Below are 18,332 nucleotides of genomic sequence, written 5' to 3' on the forward strand. Positions count from 1 at the left end.
TGGGCGCGGCGTCATCGGATTTTGCCCCCCCCTTTTGCCGCATTTCCGCCGCCCAAGGGGGGGGGGCCATCTTCTGTTTGAGGGTCTTCGTGAGTGTGGTTTTCTTCTTTCTTGTTCGGACGCGAATGCCCAATAAACCCTTGCTCCGCAAGGCGTTCTTAGGCATTCGCATCTTTTGCGGCAGAGCCTGCGGCTGACTGCTGCTGCAAAAGGGGGTCCGTTATTACACAACGGACCCCATGAAGGCCTTTGGCCTCGTCAAGTCCCTGATCTCGTGCCACCCTCATCGCCGCAAGGGCGAGGGCGGAAAGGGTAGAAGTGCCGCTAGGGCTGCCGCGCGGCGTTATTTCAGAACCAGTAACGCGGCCGAAACGATCGCAGGCTGCAAAGCCGATCCATGCTGTTTCGGCCTTTCCGAGCGCGACAGTTTTGCCGTCCAGCGCGCATGGATAGGCCCCGTTTCAGTTCTGGCGGTTCACCCACCCTAGATATTCCTCAATGAATTCAATGGGCGAAGGATCGCGGTCAGCCAGCACAAGCCTTTGATTTTTCATAACTTCCCGACTACCGCTGGCCTCCCGAAATCATCGCTAAACTGCCAGTTTGGAAAGCCTCTGTTACCCTTTTTCGCATGGCTGATTTGCCGCCCGGAAGATTCCGCCAAGGAATGCACAAAGCTTCCGGCCGGGTTCAGCCTGCGTGGCAGTCAAGCCAGTGATCCGGTGCTGCCGCTGACCGCAAGGAATGCAAAAACTGGATGCCGGCCGCCGCCGCGCAACACCTGGTGGCGCACAGGCGCCTGCCCCGCGGGTCAGCGTGTGCGGCATAGCAGTCAACGCGCGATCACGATGTCGGCTTTCAGCCCGCCCAGATCCGTGCTTTCGCCCAGCCGCAAGGTACCGCCGTGAGCACGGGCGATGTCGGCAACAATCGCCAGGCCCAGGCCAACACCAGACCCGCGGTCCTGATTACGGGCCGGATCCAGCCGGGTGAACGGGCGGATGGCATCGCCGCGCTGCCCGGCTGGTATGCCAGGACCGTCATCCTCGACCCGGATGCGCATGGAGCGATCAGTCAAAGCCACAGAAACCCGCGCCTGGGAGCCATAGCGCACGGCGTTTGAGATCAAATTCTCCACCGCCCTTCGCACCGGCTGGCGGCGCAGCATCACCTCCCCCGTGCCGGACATCTCTCCCAGAGCCACCTGTTTATCCTGGCGCTGCCAATCGCTGATGATGGTGCGGACAAGGTCTTGCGGATCCACCGGTTCAGGTTCGCTTACCGCCGCCCCCCGGGAGAAATCCAGGAACGCATCCAGCAGCCCCTGCATTTCATCCACATCGCGCAGCATCGGTGCTGCATCCTCCTCGTCCAGCATTGCCAGCTCCAGCTTCATCCGCGTCAGCGGGGTGCGCAGATCATGGCTTACCCCTGACAGCATCAGCGTGCGCTGCTCGATCTGCCGCTCAAGCCGGGCCCGCATATCCAGAAAGGCGCTGCCGGCCGCCCGCACCTCCAATGCGCCGGCCGGCGAATACGGCACCGCCCGGCCGCGCCCGAAAGCTTCGGCAGCATTGGCCAGCCGCTTGATCGGGCGCAGCTGGTTGCGCATGTAAAGAAAGGAAATCAGCATCATCAGGAAGCCGAACAACAGCATTGTGACAATCAGCTGGTGCGGTGCGGCGGCAGTTACCCGGCGACGGTCAAAGCTGAGCTCCATCAGCCCGTGCGCGGAACCGAAATAGACCTGTACCGTGCGGTCCGCAGGAAACCGCGCCGCCAGAAACCCCGGGAACGTCTTTTGCAGTTCTTCGCGCACCACCCGGCCGGAAAACTCGATCAGGCTGAACTGATCCTCCGGCAGCGGCGCACCCGGAGGCAGAAACCGCGCCTGCATGTTCAACGGCTTCAGCAGCGGCCCGATCTGAACCAATGCAGCCTGCTGGTCCGTTGCCGCGTCCGCCACCTGGCGCAGCAGCTCGAACTCGCGCTGGATGGTGGCCGTCATCTGTACGGTGACATCTTCCAGATCGCGTTTGATGAACACCACCGACACTACAATTTGCAGCGCCACGATGGGTACCACCAGGATCAAAGCCGCACGGGCATATAGACTGCGCGGCATATATCGTTTGAGCCATTTGAAGAACATGGGCTAAGCCTATAGGGCGCTTGGAAAAGAGAAAAGCCAATCCGGGCGCGCACTGGCCGGGAAAACAGCAGCGGAGCAAAAGTATGCAGGCATCAGATGATTTTAACCCGCCGGCCGGCTTGGCCGAAGAGCTGGAGCCGGGCCTGCGCCGCATTCTGGCGCCGAATCCTTCGCCAATGACCTATCGCGGCACCAATACCTATGTGATCGGGACCGGCGGGCTGGCGGTCATTGATCCAGGGCCAGAGTCCGAGCTGCACCTTGCGGCGATTCTGGCCGCCGTGCAGCCGGGTCAGCAGATCACCCATATTATCGTGACCCACAGCCATTTGGACCATTCCCCGCTGGCCCGGATGCTTGGCCAGGCAACCGGTGCGCCGGTCTTTGCCTTTGGCGGGCCTGCAGCCGGGCGCAGCGCCGTGATGTGCCAGCTGGCCGCCCGCGGGCTGGCCGGAGGCGGCGAAGGCATCGACGCCGGATTTTTACCTGACATCACGGTCGGGAACGGCGAGATCATCCGCGGTGACGGCTGGGACCTTGAGGTCATCCATACACCCGGCCACCTCGGCAATCACATTGCACTGGCTTGGGGCGGCGCCTGTTTCACCGCAGATCATGTGATGGGCTGGGCCAGTTCGCTGGTCTCGCCGCCGGATGGCGACCTGACGGATTTCATGGCCTCCTGCCGCCGCCTGCGCCAGCGCAATTGGCGTGTGTTCCACCCCGGCCATGGTGCCCCGGTCCACGATCCCGCCGGCCGGCTCGACTGGCTGATCGCCCACCGCGGCTCCCGCGAGGCCGCAATTCTGGACGCGCTTTCAGAGGCGCCCGCCAGCGCTTCCGCTTTGGCCCGGAAGATCTACACCGAGACCCCGCCGGCCTTGCTGAAAGCTGCCGAGCGCAATGTTTTCGCTCACCTTGTTGACCTCACGGGCCGCAAATTGGCCGCACCGCAAGGCCCCCTTTCCGCCTCCGCCGTTTTTGGCCGGCGCAGCGGCTGATTTTTTTCAAGAAAGTCCTTCTTGCCCTCTGGACGCCTGATCCGGAGGGCGCTATACGGCACAGACCGTTCCGGCGTAGCTCAGCGGTAGAGCAGTTGACTGTTAATCAATTGGTCGTAGGTTCGATCCCTACCGCCGGAGCCAAATATTTCAAGGGCTTAGGAGCTTTCGCTTCTAGGCCTTTTCTTTTGGGGCACGCTGGGGGAACAAACCTAAGCGGCCACAATTCACAGCCAGTCGACAGGAGCTTGCGCAACTCAAACCGCTGGGGGTAAGGCCGATGTGACCGCATTGAAGGACGTTCACCTTAAAAAATTACCAGCAATCGGCTTGAACTGCGGTTGTCGCCGGATGAAGACGCAATCTGCGATGCCCCTCCCTTTGACAAATTCCGCAAGGGGGAAGTTGCACCCAGGACATGGCTACGTAACTATCCTGGATAAAAACAGCATGTTGTCAGAGAGCATGTGGCGTATTGTATGTGTCAAGATTCAGTTCGTCTTCCGATTTCGCGATCAACACGGTACAGGCGCAGTCGCCCGTCACGTTCAGGGTTGTTCGCGCCATATCAAGGATGCGGTCGATGCCTGCGATGATTGCGATACCTTCCAACGGCAGACCCACAGAGGTCAGAACCAGCGATAACATGATCAATCCGCCGCCCGGCACACCCGCAGTGCCAATAGAAGCCAACGTCGCGGTCAAGACAATCGTGATATGGTTTCCCATCGTAAGATCAACACCGTAGGCCTGTGCAACAAACAGCGCCGTCACACCTTGATAGAGGGCTGTGCCGTCCATATTGATGGTGGCCCCGAGTGGCAAAGTAAAACTTGCAATCTTGTTGTCGACGCCAAGGTTTTTCGAATTGGCCGCCATCGTTACTGGCAAAGTGCCGGAACTCGAAGTACTGGTAAAAGCGACCATTTGCGGTTCGAGAATACCTTGAAAAAACCGAATGGGGTTCAGCCGGGCAATAATGGCTACGAGCGAACCGTAAACCAAAACCGCATGCAGGATACATCCAATATAAACCGCGAAAATGACTTTGGACATAGGAAGCAAAACATCCATCCCATAGGTGCCGGCGACCCACGCCATCAGTGCAAACACACCATAGGGCGCTGCTGAGATAACAAGTTCGGCCAGCGAAATTACGACCGAATTCAACGCCTCGAACAGATCGCGCACAGGCGTCCCACGATCACCGGCAAGATTAGTCGCCAAGCCGAACGCAATGGCGAAAAAGATGATCTGCAGGACGTTTCCGTTTGCCGCCGCTGCGACCGGGTTCACAGGGATGATTCCGAGCACCGTTTCGCCGAAGGATTGGCCGGTGGGCACGGCCTCGGTCACTGCAGCGGTTAGGTTAAGTCCTGCACCTGGCTGCAGCAGCGTTCCAAACAACAACCCGATTATGATCGCAAAAGCGGTCGTGCCGAGATAGAAGGCAACCGTTTTGATCCCGATCCGCCCCATCCTGGACAGGTCCGTCATCGCGGTCATCCCACAAACTAGAGAAACAAAAATCAGCGGGACAATTATCATCTTGATGGCGGAAACAAAGGCTGTGCCAATCAGTTTGATACTTCCGGCAATCGCTTGATTTCCGGTGAGATTTAAAATGATGCCAAGCCCTGTTCCGACGAAGAGTGCCAGCAAGATCTTTTGCCAGATCATTAGGCCACGCCATCCGCGAGGCCATTTCCGTACTGTGGTTTCCATATCGTTTCCTCCCATAATCTTTGCAGCGGCGGGGCAATCGCGTCCTTTGCCCCGGCTGATAGTGCATTGGTTTTTGTGATAAGTATTTTGTCACGTCATGTGCGCGATCAGCTCCAGCTCAACGTCAAAGCCGTGATGGAGTTCGGGAACTGGCACGACAGCGCGGGCTGGTTTGTGACTGCCCATAAAGACGGCGTATTTTGTGTTGAACAGATCCCAGTGTTCGACATTTGTGACATAAACACGTGCAGATACCACATGCTGCGCCGTCAACCCTGCAGCCTCCAGAATTGCGCCCGCATGAGCGAGCACGAGGTCTGATTGCTCCTCAAACGACAGGCTGCGGATCATCGGATCTTCCCTGGCCACAGGCAGGATCCCCGAGACGAAACAGAAGCCGGATTGACAGGCCGCTTGCGAGTAATGGCCTAAAGGATTTGCTGCCTTGTTTGTTTCAATAAATTCCATGGTTTCCCCATTGTTTGATGATTTACCAACCCGAGATCCGCGGCCAGAATTGACCGTTCAGCATCGGATCTGGGGACAGCAAGTGATAGCCTTCGTGCTGGGCGGCAGTGGCACAGGCGTGATTTGGCAGAATGCGCAGGCGGGTTCCAACTGACAGAGACGGAAGTGAAGAGGTGAAATCGGGCCGCAATGCGATGATACCGTGCTCCTGATTGACCGCCGCCAAAAACAGCTCAGGCATCGGCTGACCATCCGCGTCGCAGACAATCCCATACCCCTGATCGACAGATTGTGCCGCGGTCCCCCGATCGCGAGACAAGGCCATCCAGCCGACATCAACAAGGATCCAGCCTTTTTGGCGCTGGTGGCCGATCACGGTTGTCAGAACAGACAGAGCAATGTCATCGACGTTGCAGACACCGATGCCGGCCATGACCAGATCGAAAAAGGTGTAGACGCCTGCGCGCAATTCCGTAACGCCAGTCAGATCCCGCGCCGCATGTGCGGTCGGCGTCGAGCCAACGCTGACAACCGGGCAATCATGCCCGGCTTGGCGAAGCATCGCGGCGGCGGTGACCGTGGCATTCCGTTCGCGTTCCGCATATTCGGCGTGCGCATCGGCCCCAATGACACCGTAGCTTTCACCCGCATGGGTCAGCACACCGCGCAGATCCGCACCGCTTTTGACAAGGAGACCAGCGATTTTCAAAAGTTCCGCGCTTGAGACCGGCAATCCGCTCCTATGACCGTCGCTGTCAATCTCGATGAAGACCGGGATGCTCTGTCCTGTCGCGGCGCATTTCGCCGCCACGGCTTCGGCCTGCTCCATGGAGTCGAGCAGAATTGACAAATCGCAGCCGCGTTGCCGGATTGCCAACACTCGGTCCAGTTTTTGTGGCGCAATTCCGACCGCATACAGGATGTCTCTTACACCGGCAGCCGCAAAAACTTCGGCCTCGCGCAAGGTTGAAACCGTTGCCTTGGAAGCCGCGCCATCCAAAATCCGCCGGGTAATCTCTACCGATTTTCCCGTCTTTAAATGCGGCCGCAGTTCGACGCCCAATGTGTTTGCTTTGTCACGCAGTCGTTGGATATTTCGCGTTAGACGCGCCTCCTCCAACAACAGGCAAGGCGTATCCAACGTCTCGACCGAGTTAGTTTCCTCTCTCACAGTGTACCTCCGCCATATGATTGGGAAGGACTATACGTGGGGAAGGTGAATTTTTATATTTACAAAATATAAATCCAAAATTAAGTCTGAAGTTAATGATTACCTCGCAAGATCTCCTGTTCTTTGCCGAAGTTGCGTGCTCAACTTCGCTCGCATCCGCCGCGCGTAGTTTGAACGTCTCGCCGCCTGCGGTCACTCAGCGCCTGAAACAGCTTGAGGCGAAGTTATCTGCGAGGCTCATCGACCGGGTTCGCGGAACAATTTGCCTCACTTCTGAGGGAGAAATGCTGCTGGAAAGGGCGCAGGCGATTCTGGCGGACCTGGACCGCTTGAACGCAGAGATTTCAGATCGGCGTGATCGTGTGACCGGCCCCTTGCGCGTGATTGCTCCGCTAGGGTTTGGGCGACGGTACATGGCGGGGATCATGGCGTCGTTCAAGCAGATGCATCCCGAAATCACTTTGTCCCTCAAACTGTCGGAGGCACCAATCATTACCGCGCAGAAAGAGACTTGGGACGTGCTGGTTAATATCGGAAACTTGCGGGATTCATCTACCATTCAAAGACGACTTGCCGCCAATCAGCGTATCCTGTGCGCAGCCCCCGACTATCTGGTAAAACACGGGCATCCCCGCCATCCTCACGAATTGGTCCATCATGCCTGTGGCGTAATCCGGGAGAACGAAGAAGATGCGACGCTCTGGACTTTCAGGACTGCGGACGCGAAGGACCGCAAGGAAATGATAACACAGCGGATTGTTCCCTCTTTCGCAAGCAACGATGGCGAAGTTGTGATGGAATGGACGAAAACGGGTCTGGGAATTGTTGAGCGATCGCAATGGGACGTGGCGCCTGAGTTGCGATCTGGCCGTTTGACGAGGGTCTTGAACGACTACCGACTGCCAAATGCAGATATCATTGCCCTTGTCAGTTCGCGCACCCTACGTGTGGCGCGCACACAGGTTTTCCTCCAGCACCTTGTCCAGCAAGTTGCCGCATTAGACAGTGAATGGCATTTCTAAACCGGATGAGCGAGGGACCAGCGGGAACCAGGTCACGCGCCCTGCATCTCCCGGTAAATGCTATAGCTATGACGACTGCTTTGCGTCCCGATGCCATTGAAGAGCTTTACACGCCGACTGGTGATAAATTGGAAGGCGTAAGCCGTATTGGTCCGCGTCAAGGCCAAAGTGACCAGAGTTCTGTGTCACACATCCGCCTCGGCCGGCGGCTGAGCAATTATAGAGACGCTCAGGGTGCTCCGTGATTTTCTCTGACTTGGGTCAAGGCCGCTCCCCAAATTCGTCTCTTCAATGACCCTTGCTTACCGGGCTGCGCGGACGTCGCAAAAGATCAATCAATAGGTCTTTTCCAATTTCCTCACCAGCTTCCAACGCCGCTGCAACGCCGGAGCGGTTTGTCTGCGACCGGGTCTGCTCCAGCTTCGATATTCCCTTCAAGGCAGATAGGTGGATGCGAAATCCGATGATCCTGGGCATCATCCGGGCAATATCAGGTTCCGGGATCCGAGACAGCCGCCAAGCGCCGCCAATACGGTGTTCCGACGAGGCGATGATACGCTCCATCAGAGTGCGCATGCCGGGGCCCTCAACCGGCTCTATCTCCCCCCGCAGATGGACCGACCGGTAAATCCAGGTGGGCACATCCTCATCCTCGGCGTACCAGGCGGGCGAAACATAGGCGGAGGGGCCGTTGAAGACCGCCAGCACCGGCCCCGGGGCCATCAGCTCTGCAGCCTGCGGGTTGGCGCGGGCGATATGGCCGATCAGGGTACGGCAACCGGGGTCTTCCGTCTCGAAGAACAGCGGCGTTTGGGTGGCCTCCGGCGTGTCCTGCCCGCGAGTGATCACAGTGGCAAACGGATAGGCGCGGATCATCAGGCGCGCCTCGTCTTCGCTTGCAGCATAGGGTCGCGGCACATACGGCCGCTTTTGGACTTGGCTCATGGAAAACCTCTTTTCAAGCTGCACCGCGCAAAGCAACGAAATGGCCCGGCGCAGCCTCGGCCAAGCGGTAAGGCGCTTCGCTGCCGCCCGTTGCGTCAAAAAATGCCGATTCACCGTCCTGCGCGGCATCCGCCGGCCCAACCTGCGCCAGCTGCAGTCCGCCAGGGCCCGCCTCAAGCCGCGGCGAGGCCGACATCAGCCGCCGCGTATAAGGGTGCCGCGGCGCCGCGAACAGTGTGCCGGTCTCACCCTGCTCCATGATCCGCCCCTTGTGCAGCACATAGAGCCGGGCACAAAGCTGTTCGACGATATGCAGATCGTGGCTGATGAACAGGCAGGCAAAGCCGTACTCGCGCTGCAGCGACTTCAGCAGTGCCAGAATCTGCGCCTGGACCGTAACATCCAGCGCCGACACGGGCTCGTCCGCAATGATCAGGTCGGGCCGGCTGATCAGGGCGCGGGCGATGGCCACGCGCTGGCGCTGGCCGCCCGACAGCGCATGGGGAAAACGCCCCGCCATGGCTCGGGGCAGGCCGACTGCCTCCAGCATGTCTTCCGCCCGCGCGCGCCGCTCGTCTGCGGACAGGCTGCGATCGTGGCGCAGCCCCTCTGCGACGATGCGGCCGATCCGCATGCGCGGGTTCAGTGAAGAGAACGGGTCCTGAAACACGAAGCGAATGCGCTGGCGCAACCTTCTCTCCTCTGCCGCCGAGCAACTGCCAAGGTCGTGGCCGTCAAAGACGATCCGGCCAGCGGCTTTAGTGACCAGCTTGCCAATGGCGCGGCCGATGGTGCTCTTACCACTGCCGCTTTCGCCGGCCAGGCCGACGAACTCGCCCGGTTGCACAGTCAGTGAGACATCCTGCACCGCTTGGGTTCTGCGTTCGCCCAACAGGCCGAAGAAACGCCTTTCAGCGAACTCCACCTGCAGCCCCTCCAGGCTCAGCAGCGGGGCGCCCGCCGCCCCTTTAACCGGTTCCGGCGCGCCCAGTTGCGCCGCTGCCAGCAGCTTCCGCGTGTAGGGATGCTGGGGGCGGCAGAGCACGGCAGCTGCGCTCCCGGCTTCCACCAGACACCCTTTGTCCATAACCGCGATCCGGGCGGCATAGGCGGCTACCACAGCCAAGTCGTGCGAGATCAGGATGATCGCGGTGCCATTGGCGCGCGCGACCTCGGCCATGATGTCCAGAACTTCCTTCTGTACCACAGCGTCCAGCGCCGTGGTCGGCTCATCCGCGATCAGCAGTGCAGGCTTCAGCATCATCACCGAAGCAATCATGATGCGCTGGCGCATGCCGCCTGAGAATTCATGCGGGTAGCGGTTCAACAGCCGCTCGGCATCGTCGAGTCTGACCTGCCGCAGCATCTCAAGCGCCCTGTCACGAATCTGTGCCGGGTTCAGATCCGTATGCTCCCGCATCGCTTCGCACATCTGCTCGCCAATGCGCATATTCGGGTTAAGCGAAGAAAGCGGCTCTTGGAAGACCAGCCCAATCTCCTTGCCGCGCAGGCGCCGCAGCTCCCGCGGTGGCAGGGCGCCGGTCATTTCATGGCCGCGAAAGGCAACGCGCCCGCGGCTGACCCGGCCGCCGCCGGGCAGCAGCCCCAGGATAGCGCGGCCTATCATGCTTTTGCCGCTGCCGCTTTCGCCCACCAGCGCAAGAATCTCCCCCGGTGCCACCGAGAGGTTCACGCTCTTGACCACCGGCGCTGAGCCGAAGCAGATTTCGAGGTCCTCAATGCTGAGGACAGGGCCGGTGCCAGTGCCGTTTCCCATGTCAGATCACCTCCTTTGAAGGCGCGGATTTCGGATCGAGCTCATCGCGCAGCGCGTCGCCCAGGAGGTTCACCCCCAAAAGCGCAATGGAAATGCAGAGTCCGGGCAAGAGCCCCAGAACCGGATAGCGCACCAGATGCGCCTTGGCCTCGGCCAGGATGTTGCCCCAGCTGGGTTCCGGTGGCGGCACGCCAAGGCCCAGGAAGCTGAGCGCGCTTTCGGCCAGCAGCACCCAACCGAACATCATCGTGGTCAGCACGATCAGCGGCGCCATGCAATTCGGCAGCACATGCACGATCAGCGTATAAAGGCGCGAGTTGCCCATGGTCGCGGAGGCCTCGACGTATTCTGACTGGCTCACCGACAGAACCGCGCCGCGCACCACGCGAGTGACCGCGGGCAGGTAGGCGACCGAGAGGGCAAGGATCACGCCGTATCTGTTCGGCCCGATCACCGCCATCAGCCCGAGCGCAATCAGCAGCCCTGGAAAGGCCATCAGCGCGTCCAGCACCATGATCAGGAGACGGTCGAACCAGCCGCGTAGGAAACCAGCCGCCGCGCCGAGAAAGGTGCCAAGCAGCACCGGGATCACCAGCGTGCCGAGCCCGATCGAAACCGAAACCCAGGCACCGCGCATCAGCCGGGACAGGATGTCCCGCCCGAACATGTCGGTGCCCAGGGGATGCGCCGGCGAGGCGGCAGCAAAGCGGTTCAGAAGATCCGATTTCAGCGGATCATGCGGCGTGTAGACGCTGCCAAGCAGCGCCGTGCAGAAGACGAGCCCGATGAGCAGCGCTCCGGTCAGCCCGTTGGCCTTGCCGAGCAGGCGTTTGGCAAAAATCATGTCAGGCGTACTTTCGGATCGAAGAAGGAATAGGCAATGTCGATGGCGAGGTTGGTCAGCACATAGACTGCGGCGATGAACAGCAGCGCGCCCTGAAGCACCGGGTAGTCGCGGGCATAGATCGAATCCACCAGCAGCTTGCCCAGCCCGGGCAGGGTGAACACGGTTTCGGTCACCGCGGCACCGGCCAAGAGCCCCGCCAGCATGATGCCGACCATCGTCAGCGCCGGCGCAAAGGCGTTCGGGAAGACGTGGCGCCACAGCACCTGACGCTCGGGCAGGCCCTTGGCGCGGGCATGGGTGATGTAATCCTTGCCCATCACCTCGAGGCTGCCTGCCCGCATCATCCGGGTCAGCACCGCGATCTCGGAGAGCGCGAGCGAGGTCACCGGCAGGATCAGATACATCATGCCGCGGCCCAGATCGTCGCTCAGCGAAACAAATCCGACGGTCGGCAGCCAGCCCAGGAGTGCGCCGAACAGCACCAGCAGCATCAACCCGACCCAGAAGCTCGGCATCGACAGTTTCAGAATGGTCAGCAGCACGATCGCGTAATCGGTGCGGCTGTTGTGGCGGTGGGCGGCCAGCAGCCCGGCCGGCACCGACACCAGCAGGGCCGCCGCCATGGCGAGGAGGACAACCGTTGCAGTCACGCTGAAGCGCTGGAGCAGCAGGGCCGAGACCTCCTGCCCGGTCAGGATCGAGGTGCCGAGATTGCCCGAGAACACCTCCCTCAGCCAGGACAGGAACTGCAGCGGCACCGGCTGGTCGAGGCCAAGCTGCGCCCGCATCTGGGCCAGTGTCGCCTCGTCATCGATATTACCGCCGAGCATCATCAGCGCTGGATCGCCGGGCAGCGCCCGCACCAGCGTGAAGATGATCACCGCCACGATGGCGAAGGTCGGGACCGACATCAGCAGGCGTTTCAGCACGAAGATGAGCATGGTAGTCTCCTCTCGCGGCCGTTCAGCCGTTCACCTTCAGCATCCAGCCGCGCAACAAGCCCGCGCCCCAGTTCTCGAAGCCTTCGACCTTGTCCGACATGCCGGTAAACAGGGTGCGGTGGCCAAGCCCGATGGCCGGAACCTCTTCCATGAAGCCCTGATGCAGCTTGTCGATGATCGCCTGCAGCTCCGCCGGATCGCTCACGCGCAAGGCCTCGTTGACCAGATCGACCGCAGGCGGTGACTTCCAAGCTTTGCGCTGCGCGCCACCCGTGAACATCTCAAAGCTCAGCCCGGCATGCAGGCGCGGAGAGAATGTGAAGCTTTGCATTTGGTAACCGCTGCCATTGCGATAGGCTTCGAGCTGGGAACCCCACTCGACCACTTTGAGCTTGGCATTCATCCCGGCGTCCATCATCATCGCCTGCGCCATCAGCGCCCGCTCGTAGTAGGCACCGTTGCGGCGGGTGGCGAGGATAGTGATCTCCTCTCCGTTATAGCCTGCCTCCGCCAGCAATTCCTTGGCCTTTGCAACGTTATATTCCGGATATTGCGCTTGTACACCGGTGTAACTTACCGACATTGGCGGAACTGGCGATGGCGAGGCGTTGCCAAATCCTTCGGTGATTGCCGCCATGATGCGCTGCGGGTCGATAGCATGGGCGATGGCGCGGCGAACCTGCACGTCCGACAACAACGGATCGCTCGAATTCAGCAGGTAAGTGTCCCAAACCGCGGATTCGGTGGCATCAACCTTGAAGCCGGGCTTGTCCTTCAGTTCGGCCGCGGTCATCGCATCGATGTCGACGAGGTCAAGGTCACCTGCCTGCAGGGCCGTCTTGGAAACCGCACCCTCGCCGACGACTTCCCAGCGCAGGGTATCGACGGTGGCATGTTTTCCGCCACCGTAGCCATTGGCGGCACCTTCACGGCTTGTGTAGTCCGCGAACCGGTTCAGTTCCACATAACGGCCCGGGGCGTGATCACCCATCATATAAGGGCCGGTGCCGATCGGCGCGTTCCAGCTTCCATCGGCATTGACCGAATCCGGATGCAGCACCGCCATCGAACCGCAGTCGAACCGCGCCATGGTGGCGAGGAACACCGCATAGGGTTCGGCCAGCGTAATAACGAATGTGTGTTCATCCGTGGACTTGGCGGAGGTCACTTCGATATTGTTCTGGCCGTTGAAAAAATTCTTGCAATGGGATTCGGACTCCTCGCCCGCGAGCCGGTTCCAGGACCATTCGACATCCTTCGCCGTCATCTCCGCGCCATTGTGGAACTTCACGCCTTTGCGCAGGTTGAAGGTATAGGTTCGGCCGTCGTCGGAAATTTCATAGCCCTCGGCCAGCATCGGAATGATGCTGAAATCGCTGCCATAGGTCACCAGCCCCTCGATAATATGCCCATGCACCTGGTCGGTATTACCGTCGCGGGTGACGCCGGGATTGGTGCCGCGGATGTCGGCATTCAAAGCCAACCGGACCATGCCGTCTGCCAGGGCGGGCAGCACGCTCCCCAGGCCGAGAACGGCTGCGAGGACGGCGGGTGCAAGAACTCTACTTGTTTGTGTCATCTCAATTCTCCCTGTTGGTTCTTCTTGGTTTTTCTCCGCCCGTCAGTGCAGGCGGTAGCTATGAGTATCGCCGTTGGCGTAGGGCAGCTGGCGCACGCGCATCTCCCCCGCTCTCGCGTCCATCAGGATCATCGCCACCGTTGCCGAGAGATAGGCGTTTGTCTCGCCCTCGTTGCCCTGCGGGGTGCGGATGATGCCGCGGGGGGCGCCAAACCGATCGTCGAGCACATCCGCAAGGCTGCCGAGATCGTGCTTTTGCCCGGCCGCCTCGATCAGCCGCCGCAAGCGGCGGTCGCGGAACAGCGTGTCGGCGCCGCGCGCGATCCCGAGGTCGCGCTCGCGGGCGCGCGCCTGAGTGGAGACGAAATGGTTGGAATGGGTGAGGCAGGCGCCCTCCGGCGCCTGCCAGTAGATCTCCGCCGGGGTGGTTTCGAAATTCAAACAATCGCCGCTTTGCGCACAGCTGATTGTCATGTTGTTGGAGACAGTCCGCGGCAGCCGGTACAGCTCGGTCAGCGCCTGGGAATAGCCGCCGGCTTCCAGCACCCTGCGCCGGATCACCGACAACGGCACGCCGAAGGGCGCCTTCCCGTCCTGGGCGCTGACCAGGTTATTGCCGGTGATCGCCACGCCCTGATCGTTGAAACCGGCCCGAGCCAGCCCCCCGGCCTCCACATAGGTCAGGATGTCCGGGTGCCGCTCCGACCGGATCCGCAGAACCACGGTACTTTCAGCGCAGTCAGGCAGCCAGTCCCAGTTCTGCACGTGCAGGAGGCGGCCGCTCACGCTCAGTTGCGGCAGCACCACCGCCGCGGTGCAGCCATCGTCGAGCGAGCCGGTGTCCCTGGGACGCTGCGCGTGAAGGTTGATGATCTCGCTCCGCCCGTTGATGACCAGAACCTCCTCGAGCTGCACCCCGGCACCTGCGGCGATGCCGCGCAGTTCGTCCATTGCCTCCGGCACCTGCGGCGCCAGCGCCTCGCGCAGCCGCGCGGCATAGGCGAGCACGCTGTCCCAGCCCAGCCCGTGCTGGCAGAACAGGTCGCGGTAGACGCCAAGCCCGTGGCGCAGCTGCACATCCGCCTGGCGCCCGTAGGAAAGGCCGCGCTCATAGGCCGGGCCTTCGATCTCTACCAGTTTGGGAGCCGCAACCATCAGCGCGCCCCCGGTGCCGGCAGCCGGCCTTTCAGCACATGGGTGAAGAAGCGCTCCACATAGGGAAACACGCCGCACATGTCATGCGGCACGCCGGGGGCGGTGTCGTGCCAGACATCGATGCTGCGCGCTTGCATGCTCTCGCGGAGCGCATGCAGCCTGTCATTGCGGTTCCGGCCGGCGCTATTGGCGCCGGGAATGTATTTGGGCGAATCCTCGGGGAAGGTGATCTCCCATTCCTCGGTGTCGAGCGCGCCGACGGACATATGAACCTTGACCTGTTTCAGCGCCTCAAAATCAATGCCGCGGCCAAAAATGTCCTGGAAGTTCCGGATTCCCGGCCACCAGTCCATGGTCTCGTCCAGCAGCGTCACCGATCCCGGCGCGCCAATCGAGACTGCCTTCAGCCGGTCCGGGTGCAGGTACAGGAACCGGTGGGTAAAGTGACCGCCGCCGGAAAAGCCGAACAGCATGAACTTTTCGAAGCTCCGGTTGATCAGCTCCCCCGCCTGCGCGACCATGGCCAGCAGCACCTCATCATAGCGGATCTCGTGTTCCACCATGTATTTGTAGCCGCCCGCCTCCATGTCGCCGCGCACCCCCACCGGGAACAGCGGCGCCAGGATCACGCAATTATTGAAGCGGCCGAAACCCGAGAAGGAATCGCGGTAAAGCGACTGCAGGCGCATGGTGCCATGCACCGAAACCAGCAGGTCCAGCGCGCGCTCCGGCTCCCTCCAGGCGCTTTCCGGAATGTAGAGCATGAATGAGAACCGCGGGTCCTGGCGGCAGGCGATGATCGTGGTCTCTCCGGTCAGATACAGCGCGCGCGCCCGCTCCTGCGGGCTGTCTTGCAATCGTGGCAGCATTTTTTGGGGTCTCCTGAACTCTTGTTGATCGGACGTTAGCCAGCTGAATTTTTGGAGTCAAAATATTTTTTTAAATTGGCGCCAATTTTGATAACGATATTGATCTGCCCATACTTCCTGACTATTGTGCATCACAACGAAGCATGAGGCTCATGGGAGAATATGCTAGAAAAACAAGACAACGCGGGCGCCAAGCCCGGCCCGGACGAAATCTCGCAGCGCATCATGGCCGACATCAACACCGGGGTGTTGCGAAGAGGCGAATGGCTGAAGCAGATCGATCTGGAGCGGCGTTACAGCTGCACGAGGGTCAAAGTGCGCGACGCTCTGACCTATTTGCACTCCAAGCGGCTGGTGGAACATATCCACAACCGCGGATACCGGGTGCCGGACCCCAATCCGGTGCGCGAACGGGAAATCGGCGAAGTCCGCGCCCTCCTTGAAGCCCATGCTGCCGCGGATGTGCTGGAACTGGCAGCACCGGAGGATGTGGCCCGCATGCGCCAGTTGGCCGAGGCCTTCCGCGAGGCAGCTTACAACGGCACGTCGTTCTCCCAGATCGAGGCGAATTACGCCTTTCATGCCGTACTTTACGGTTTCTGCCGTAACGAGGTGCTGCGTGAGCTGATTTTGGACCTTCGCCAGCAGGGGCCAGCGGCGCCGGTGGGCCAATGGCAGACCGTGGCCCAGCTACAGCGCGCCACGCAGGATCATTTCGATATCGTCGATGCAATAGAACGGCGCGATCTCGATCTTCTTCGCAAGCGCATTACCGCCCATATCGCGGGCAAAGCACCACAAGGGAAGACACAACATGACGCTTGATCCCGATTTGCGCCGGATGCTGGACCGCTCCCGAACCGCTGGCGGCCCGCCGCTTCAGGACATAGCCATTGAGGACGCCCGCGCCGCCATGCGGGAGATGTTCCTGGCCAACGGCTACCCCTTCCGCCACCCCGCCGCTGTCACCCATTTCCCTGCCGGCAGCGGATGCGGCTTCGGCATCCACTTCTACCGCCCTGCAGGTTTGAACGGCCCCCTGCCTGCGCTGGTCTATTTCCATGGCGGCGGGTTCGTTCTGGGTGACGCCGCCGCTTATGACGTGCATTCGCGGGCCTTGGCGCATCTTCTGGGTGCAGCGGTGGTCTTTGTAGAATACCGCCTGGCGCCCGAACACCGCTTCCCCGCCGCGCTTGAGGATGCACAGGGCGCAATGGATTGGCTGGCAGAGAAGATCCCGGAATTGGACATCGACCCAGCCCGTATGGTGCTGATGGGTGAAAGCGCTGGCGGCAACTTGGCAGTGAATGCGGCGCTGCATGCCCGCTCGCAGGGCAGGATCGCATTTTGCGGCCTTACCCTGATCTACCCGGTCACAGACATGCGCCCCTTCACCGGCAGCCATGCGCCAGGCGGCTCGCTCGAAACCTATTCCAGCGGCATGAACCTCGACATGGCGGAGATGCGGTGGTTCTGCGAAACTTACCTGAACACGCCCTCCGAGGGCAGCTTGCCGGAAAACGCTCTGCTCACACATCCCGGCCTGGCAGAGCTGCCTCCGACCCGGGTCTACACCGCGGAATGCGACCCGCTCCGGGACATGGGAATGAATTTCGCCCTCCGCCTCACCGAACAAGGCGTCCGTGCCCACGCTGAATGCCTGCCTGGCATGCTCCATAGTTTCATGTGCCATGGCAGTGTTTCGCCCCGGGCGTTGCGGCACTTCTTTCGGATCGTGGAGGATATCTCCTCTCAGTTTGCCTCGCAGTAGGCACTGTAAAGACCGGAACAACTCAAGGGCCACATTAATCCGAGCAAGCGCCACTGCGATCCCCTCCTGCCGCTCCTCTCCATGCTCCGGCTCCCGCGAGGGTCCCGCTAAACCGGATGTGACAGAGAATGTGCCCAGAACGGCAAAAGCGCCCCGGGATGGAGCGCTTTGTCGTTTACTTCCAACCTCTTAAATGAAGCTGGCTCCGGCGGTAGGGATCGAACCTACGACCAATTGATTAACAGTCAACTGCTCTACCGCTGAGCTACGCCGGAACACAAGATGGGGTATAGAAATAACTCCAAAGGACGTCCAGAGGAAATCTACGGTTTTGAGGAACTTTTTTCGCTCACCGTTCAAGGTGCCGTTTTTACCGGAGAAAATCGCAGGGACCCCAGGGCTTGCCAGCCTCCAAACAGCCGCCGGACGGGCCGCCAATTGTTCGCGCCGGTTGCATGTGCAGAACGGTTGGTACGGTACGGCTACCGCGCTTCCTCAGGTGAAACTTTCGGCGTCAGTTCCTCCCAAAAAGGCCCGCAGCGGCGGTTTCGTCTCCGCTGTGCAGGATTGCTGCGCACCAGAGCATGACACGGTTGCAAAATGTGAACACGCCGGCGGCAGCCCAGGTTAACCAACAACGACACCGTGAAGGGCGGGATGCTTTGCCTCTGCCAGAATTTTTGGCACCAATGCAACGCCTGCTCGCTGTTTGGCGCGCTCCAAGGCCACCGCGTCGCCGCCTGCACGCAAGCCTTCCCTAGGTGCTCTACATCCGCCTCCGTTCCGGGCAGCATCGTGCCCCTGCCGCCAGTCCGGCGGGCAATTAAATCGTCCAGCCCAGCCTTGTTGGCCAGTTTGACCAGAACTTCGGCAGAACCCGCGTTCAGGATGGGGGCGCGGCCCTCAGCC

15 protein-coding genes and 2 tRNA genes are annotated in these 18,332 nt (G+C 60.8%); 5 read left to right on the forward strand and 12 right to left on the reverse strand.

Annotation, left to right across the window (positions count from 1 at the left end; all coding sequences use genetic code 11):
• Window positions 1-832: 832 nt before the first annotated feature.
• Window positions 833-2,152: an ATP-binding protein gene (locus AC0KW6_RS03105; protein ID WP_323783754.1), complete on the reverse strand. Its 1,320-nt coding sequence runs from the start codon at window positions 2,150-2,152 to the stop codon at window positions 833-835.
• Between the two features lie 83 nt (window positions 2,153-2,235).
• On the opposite strand from AC0KW6_RS03105, the gene AC0KW6_RS03110 reads away from it, so the two are divergent.
• Together AC0KW6_RS03110 and AC0KW6_RS03115 are read left to right on the forward strand one after the other, a co-directional pair.
• A complete protein-coding gene (locus AC0KW6_RS03110; protein ID WP_323783752.1) occupies window positions 2,236-3,153 on the forward strand; it encodes an MBL fold metallo-hydrolase in 918 nt (305 codons plus the stop codon).
• A gap of 69 nt (window positions 3,154-3,222) precedes the next feature.
• A tRNA-Asn gene (locus AC0KW6_RS03115) sits at window positions 3,223-3,297 on the forward strand.
• A gap of 312 nt (window positions 3,298-3,609) precedes the next feature.
• Here AC0KW6_RS03115 and AC0KW6_RS03120 read toward each other — a convergent pair.
• The 3 genes from AC0KW6_RS03120 to AC0KW6_RS03130 form a co-directional block, all read right to left on the reverse strand.
• On the reverse strand, window positions 3,610-4,833 hold the full coding sequence (locus tag AC0KW6_RS03120; protein WP_323779398.1) for a dicarboxylate/amino acid:cation symporter: 1,224 nt from the start codon (window positions 4,831-4,833) through the stop codon (window positions 3,610-3,612).
• 135 nt (window positions 4,834-4,968) lie between these two features.
• Window positions 4,969-5,346 (reverse strand): RidA family protein, encoded by a 378-nt coding sequence (locus AC0KW6_RS03125; RefSeq protein ID WP_474034041.1) that lies wholly within the window; start codon window positions 5,344-5,346, stop codon window positions 4,969-4,971.
• Between the two features lie 22 nt (window positions 5,347-5,368).
• Window positions 5,369-6,517 carry a DSD1 family PLP-dependent enzyme gene (locus AC0KW6_RS03130; RefSeq protein ID WP_474034042.1) on the reverse strand — a complete coding sequence of 383 codons (1,149 nt, stop codon included), beginning with the start codon at window positions 6,515-6,517 and terminating at the stop codon, window positions 5,369-5,371.
• 95 nt (window positions 6,518-6,612) lie between these two features.
• Between AC0KW6_RS03130 and AC0KW6_RS03135 the strand changes: the two genes are divergently transcribed.
• Window positions 6,613-7,539: a LysR substrate-binding domain-containing protein gene (locus tag AC0KW6_RS03135; RefSeq protein ID WP_474034043.1), complete on the forward strand. Its 927-nt coding sequence runs from the start codon at window positions 6,613-6,615 to the stop codon at window positions 7,537-7,539.
• A 288-nt stretch (window positions 7,540-7,827) separates the two neighbouring features.
• On the opposite strand, the gene AC0KW6_RS03140 is transcribed toward AC0KW6_RS03135, so the two are convergent.
• From AC0KW6_RS03140 to AC0KW6_RS03170, 7 genes are read right to left on the reverse strand one after another with little or no spacing between them, the layout of a single operon-like run.
• Complete coding sequence (locus tag AC0KW6_RS03140; RefSeq protein WP_474034045.1) at window positions 7,828-8,484, reverse strand: FMN-binding negative transcriptional regulator; 657 nt, start codon at window positions 8,482-8,484, stop codon at window positions 7,828-7,830.
• A 13-nt stretch (window positions 8,485-8,497) separates the two neighbouring features.
• A complete protein-coding gene (locus AC0KW6_RS03145) occupies window positions 8,498-10,261 on the reverse strand; it encodes an ABC transporter ATP-binding protein (RefSeq protein ID WP_474034047.1) in 1,764 nt (587 codons plus the stop codon).
• Window position 10,262: 1 nt separating this feature from the next.
• On the reverse strand, window positions 10,263-11,105 hold the full coding sequence (locus AC0KW6_RS03150) for an ABC transporter permease (protein WP_323779407.1): 843 nt from the start codon (window positions 11,103-11,105) through the stop codon (window positions 10,263-10,265).
• The gene (locus AC0KW6_RS03155; protein ID WP_323779409.1) at window positions 11,102-12,049 is read right to left on the reverse strand and encodes an ABC transporter permease; all 948 of its coding nucleotides are present in this window, start codon (window positions 12,047-12,049) and stop codon (window positions 11,102-11,104) included. The genes AC0KW6_RS03150 and AC0KW6_RS03155 overlap by 4 nt, the downstream gene beginning before the upstream one ends.
• Before the next feature lie 22 nt (window positions 12,050-12,071).
• A complete protein-coding gene (locus AC0KW6_RS03160) occupies window positions 12,072-13,628 on the reverse strand; it encodes an ABC transporter substrate-binding protein (RefSeq protein ID WP_474034048.1) in 1,557 nt (518 codons plus the stop codon).
• A 42-nt stretch (window positions 13,629-13,670) separates the two neighbouring features.
• Entirely contained in the window at window positions 13,671-14,783 is a 1,113-nt protein-coding gene (locus AC0KW6_RS03165) for a C45 family peptidase (RefSeq protein ID WP_323779413.1), read from the reverse strand.
• The gene (locus AC0KW6_RS03170; protein ID WP_474034050.1) at window positions 14,783-15,652 is read right to left on the reverse strand and encodes an alpha/beta hydrolase; all 870 of its coding nucleotides are present in this window, start codon (window positions 15,650-15,652) and stop codon (window positions 14,783-14,785) included. Before AC0KW6_RS03170 ends, AC0KW6_RS03165 begins: the two co-directional genes overlap by 1 nt.
• Before the next feature lie 162 nt (window positions 15,653-15,814).
• Here AC0KW6_RS03170 and AC0KW6_RS03175 point away from each other — a divergent pair, with 162 nt between their 5' ends.
• The gene (locus AC0KW6_RS03175) at window positions 15,815-16,477 is read left to right on the forward strand and encodes a GntR family transcriptional regulator (protein ID WP_323779418.1); all 663 of its coding nucleotides are present in this window, start codon (window positions 15,815-15,817) and stop codon (window positions 16,475-16,477) included.
• Window positions 16,467-17,423 carry an alpha/beta hydrolase gene (locus tag AC0KW6_RS03180; RefSeq protein WP_323779420.1) on the forward strand — a complete coding sequence of 319 codons (957 nt, stop codon included), beginning with the start codon at window positions 16,467-16,469 and terminating at the stop codon, window positions 17,421-17,423. Before AC0KW6_RS03175 ends, AC0KW6_RS03180 begins: the two co-directional genes overlap by 11 nt.
• Before the next feature lie 200 nt (window positions 17,424-17,623).
• Here AC0KW6_RS03180 and AC0KW6_RS03185 read toward each other — a convergent pair.
• Window positions 17,624-17,698: transfer RNA gene (locus AC0KW6_RS03185), tRNA-Asn, on the reverse strand.
• Window positions 17,699-18,332: the final 634 nt, after the last annotated feature.

The sequence above is a fragment of the Leisingera sp. SA215 genome, from assembly GCF_055902035.1.

Coding starts and splice junctions, on each gene's coding strand:
- AC0KW6_RS03180 (WP_323779420.1), top strand. CDS start 16,467: ATGACGCTTGATCCCGATTTGCGCCGGATGCTGGACCGCTCCCGAACC.
- AC0KW6_RS03125 (WP_474034041.1), bottom strand. CDS start 5,346: ATGGAATTTATTGAAACAAACAAGGCAGCAAATCCTTTAGGCCATTAC.
- AC0KW6_RS03110 (WP_323783752.1), top strand. CDS start 2,236: ATGCAGGCATCAGATGATTTTAACCCGCCGGCCGGCTTGGCCGAAGAG.
- AC0KW6_RS03105 (WP_323783754.1), bottom strand. CDS start 2,152: ATGTTCTTCAAATGGCTCAAACGATATATGCCGCGCAGTCTATATGCC.
- AC0KW6_RS03165 (WP_323779413.1), bottom strand. CDS start 14,783: ATGGTTGCGGCTCCCAAACTGGTAGAGATCGAAGGCCCGGCCTATGAG.
- AC0KW6_RS03155 (WP_323779409.1), bottom strand. CDS start 12,049: ATGCTCATCTTCGTGCTGAAACGCCTGCTGATGTCGGTCCCGACCTTC.
- AC0KW6_RS03160 (WP_474034048.1), bottom strand. CDS start 13,628: ATGACACAAACAAGTAGAGTTCTTGCACCCGCCGTCCTCGCAGCCGTT.
- AC0KW6_RS03145 (WP_474034047.1), bottom strand. CDS start 10,261: ATGGGAAACGGCACTGGCACCGGCCCTGTCCTCAGCATTGAGGACCTC.
- AC0KW6_RS03135 (WP_474034043.1), top strand. CDS start 6,613: ATGATTACCTCGCAAGATCTCCTGTTCTTTGCCGAAGTTGCGTGCTCA.
- AC0KW6_RS03175 (WP_323779418.1), top strand. CDS start 15,815: ATGCTAGAAAAACAAGACAACGCGGGCGCCAAGCCCGGCCCGGACGAA.
- AC0KW6_RS03170 (WP_474034050.1), bottom strand. CDS start 15,652: ATGCTGCCACGATTGCAAGACAGCCCGCAGGAGCGGGCGCGCGCGCTG.
- AC0KW6_RS03150 (WP_323779407.1), bottom strand. CDS start 11,105: ATGATTTTTGCCAAACGCCTGCTCGGCAAGGCCAACGGGCTGACCGGA.
- AC0KW6_RS03120 (WP_323779398.1), bottom strand. CDS start 4,833: ATGATCTGGCAAAAGATCTTGCTGGCACTCTTCGTCGGAACAGGGCTT.
- AC0KW6_RS03140 (WP_474034045.1), bottom strand. CDS start 8,484: ATGAGCCAAGTCCAAAAGCGGCCGTATGTGCCGCGACCCTATGCTGCA.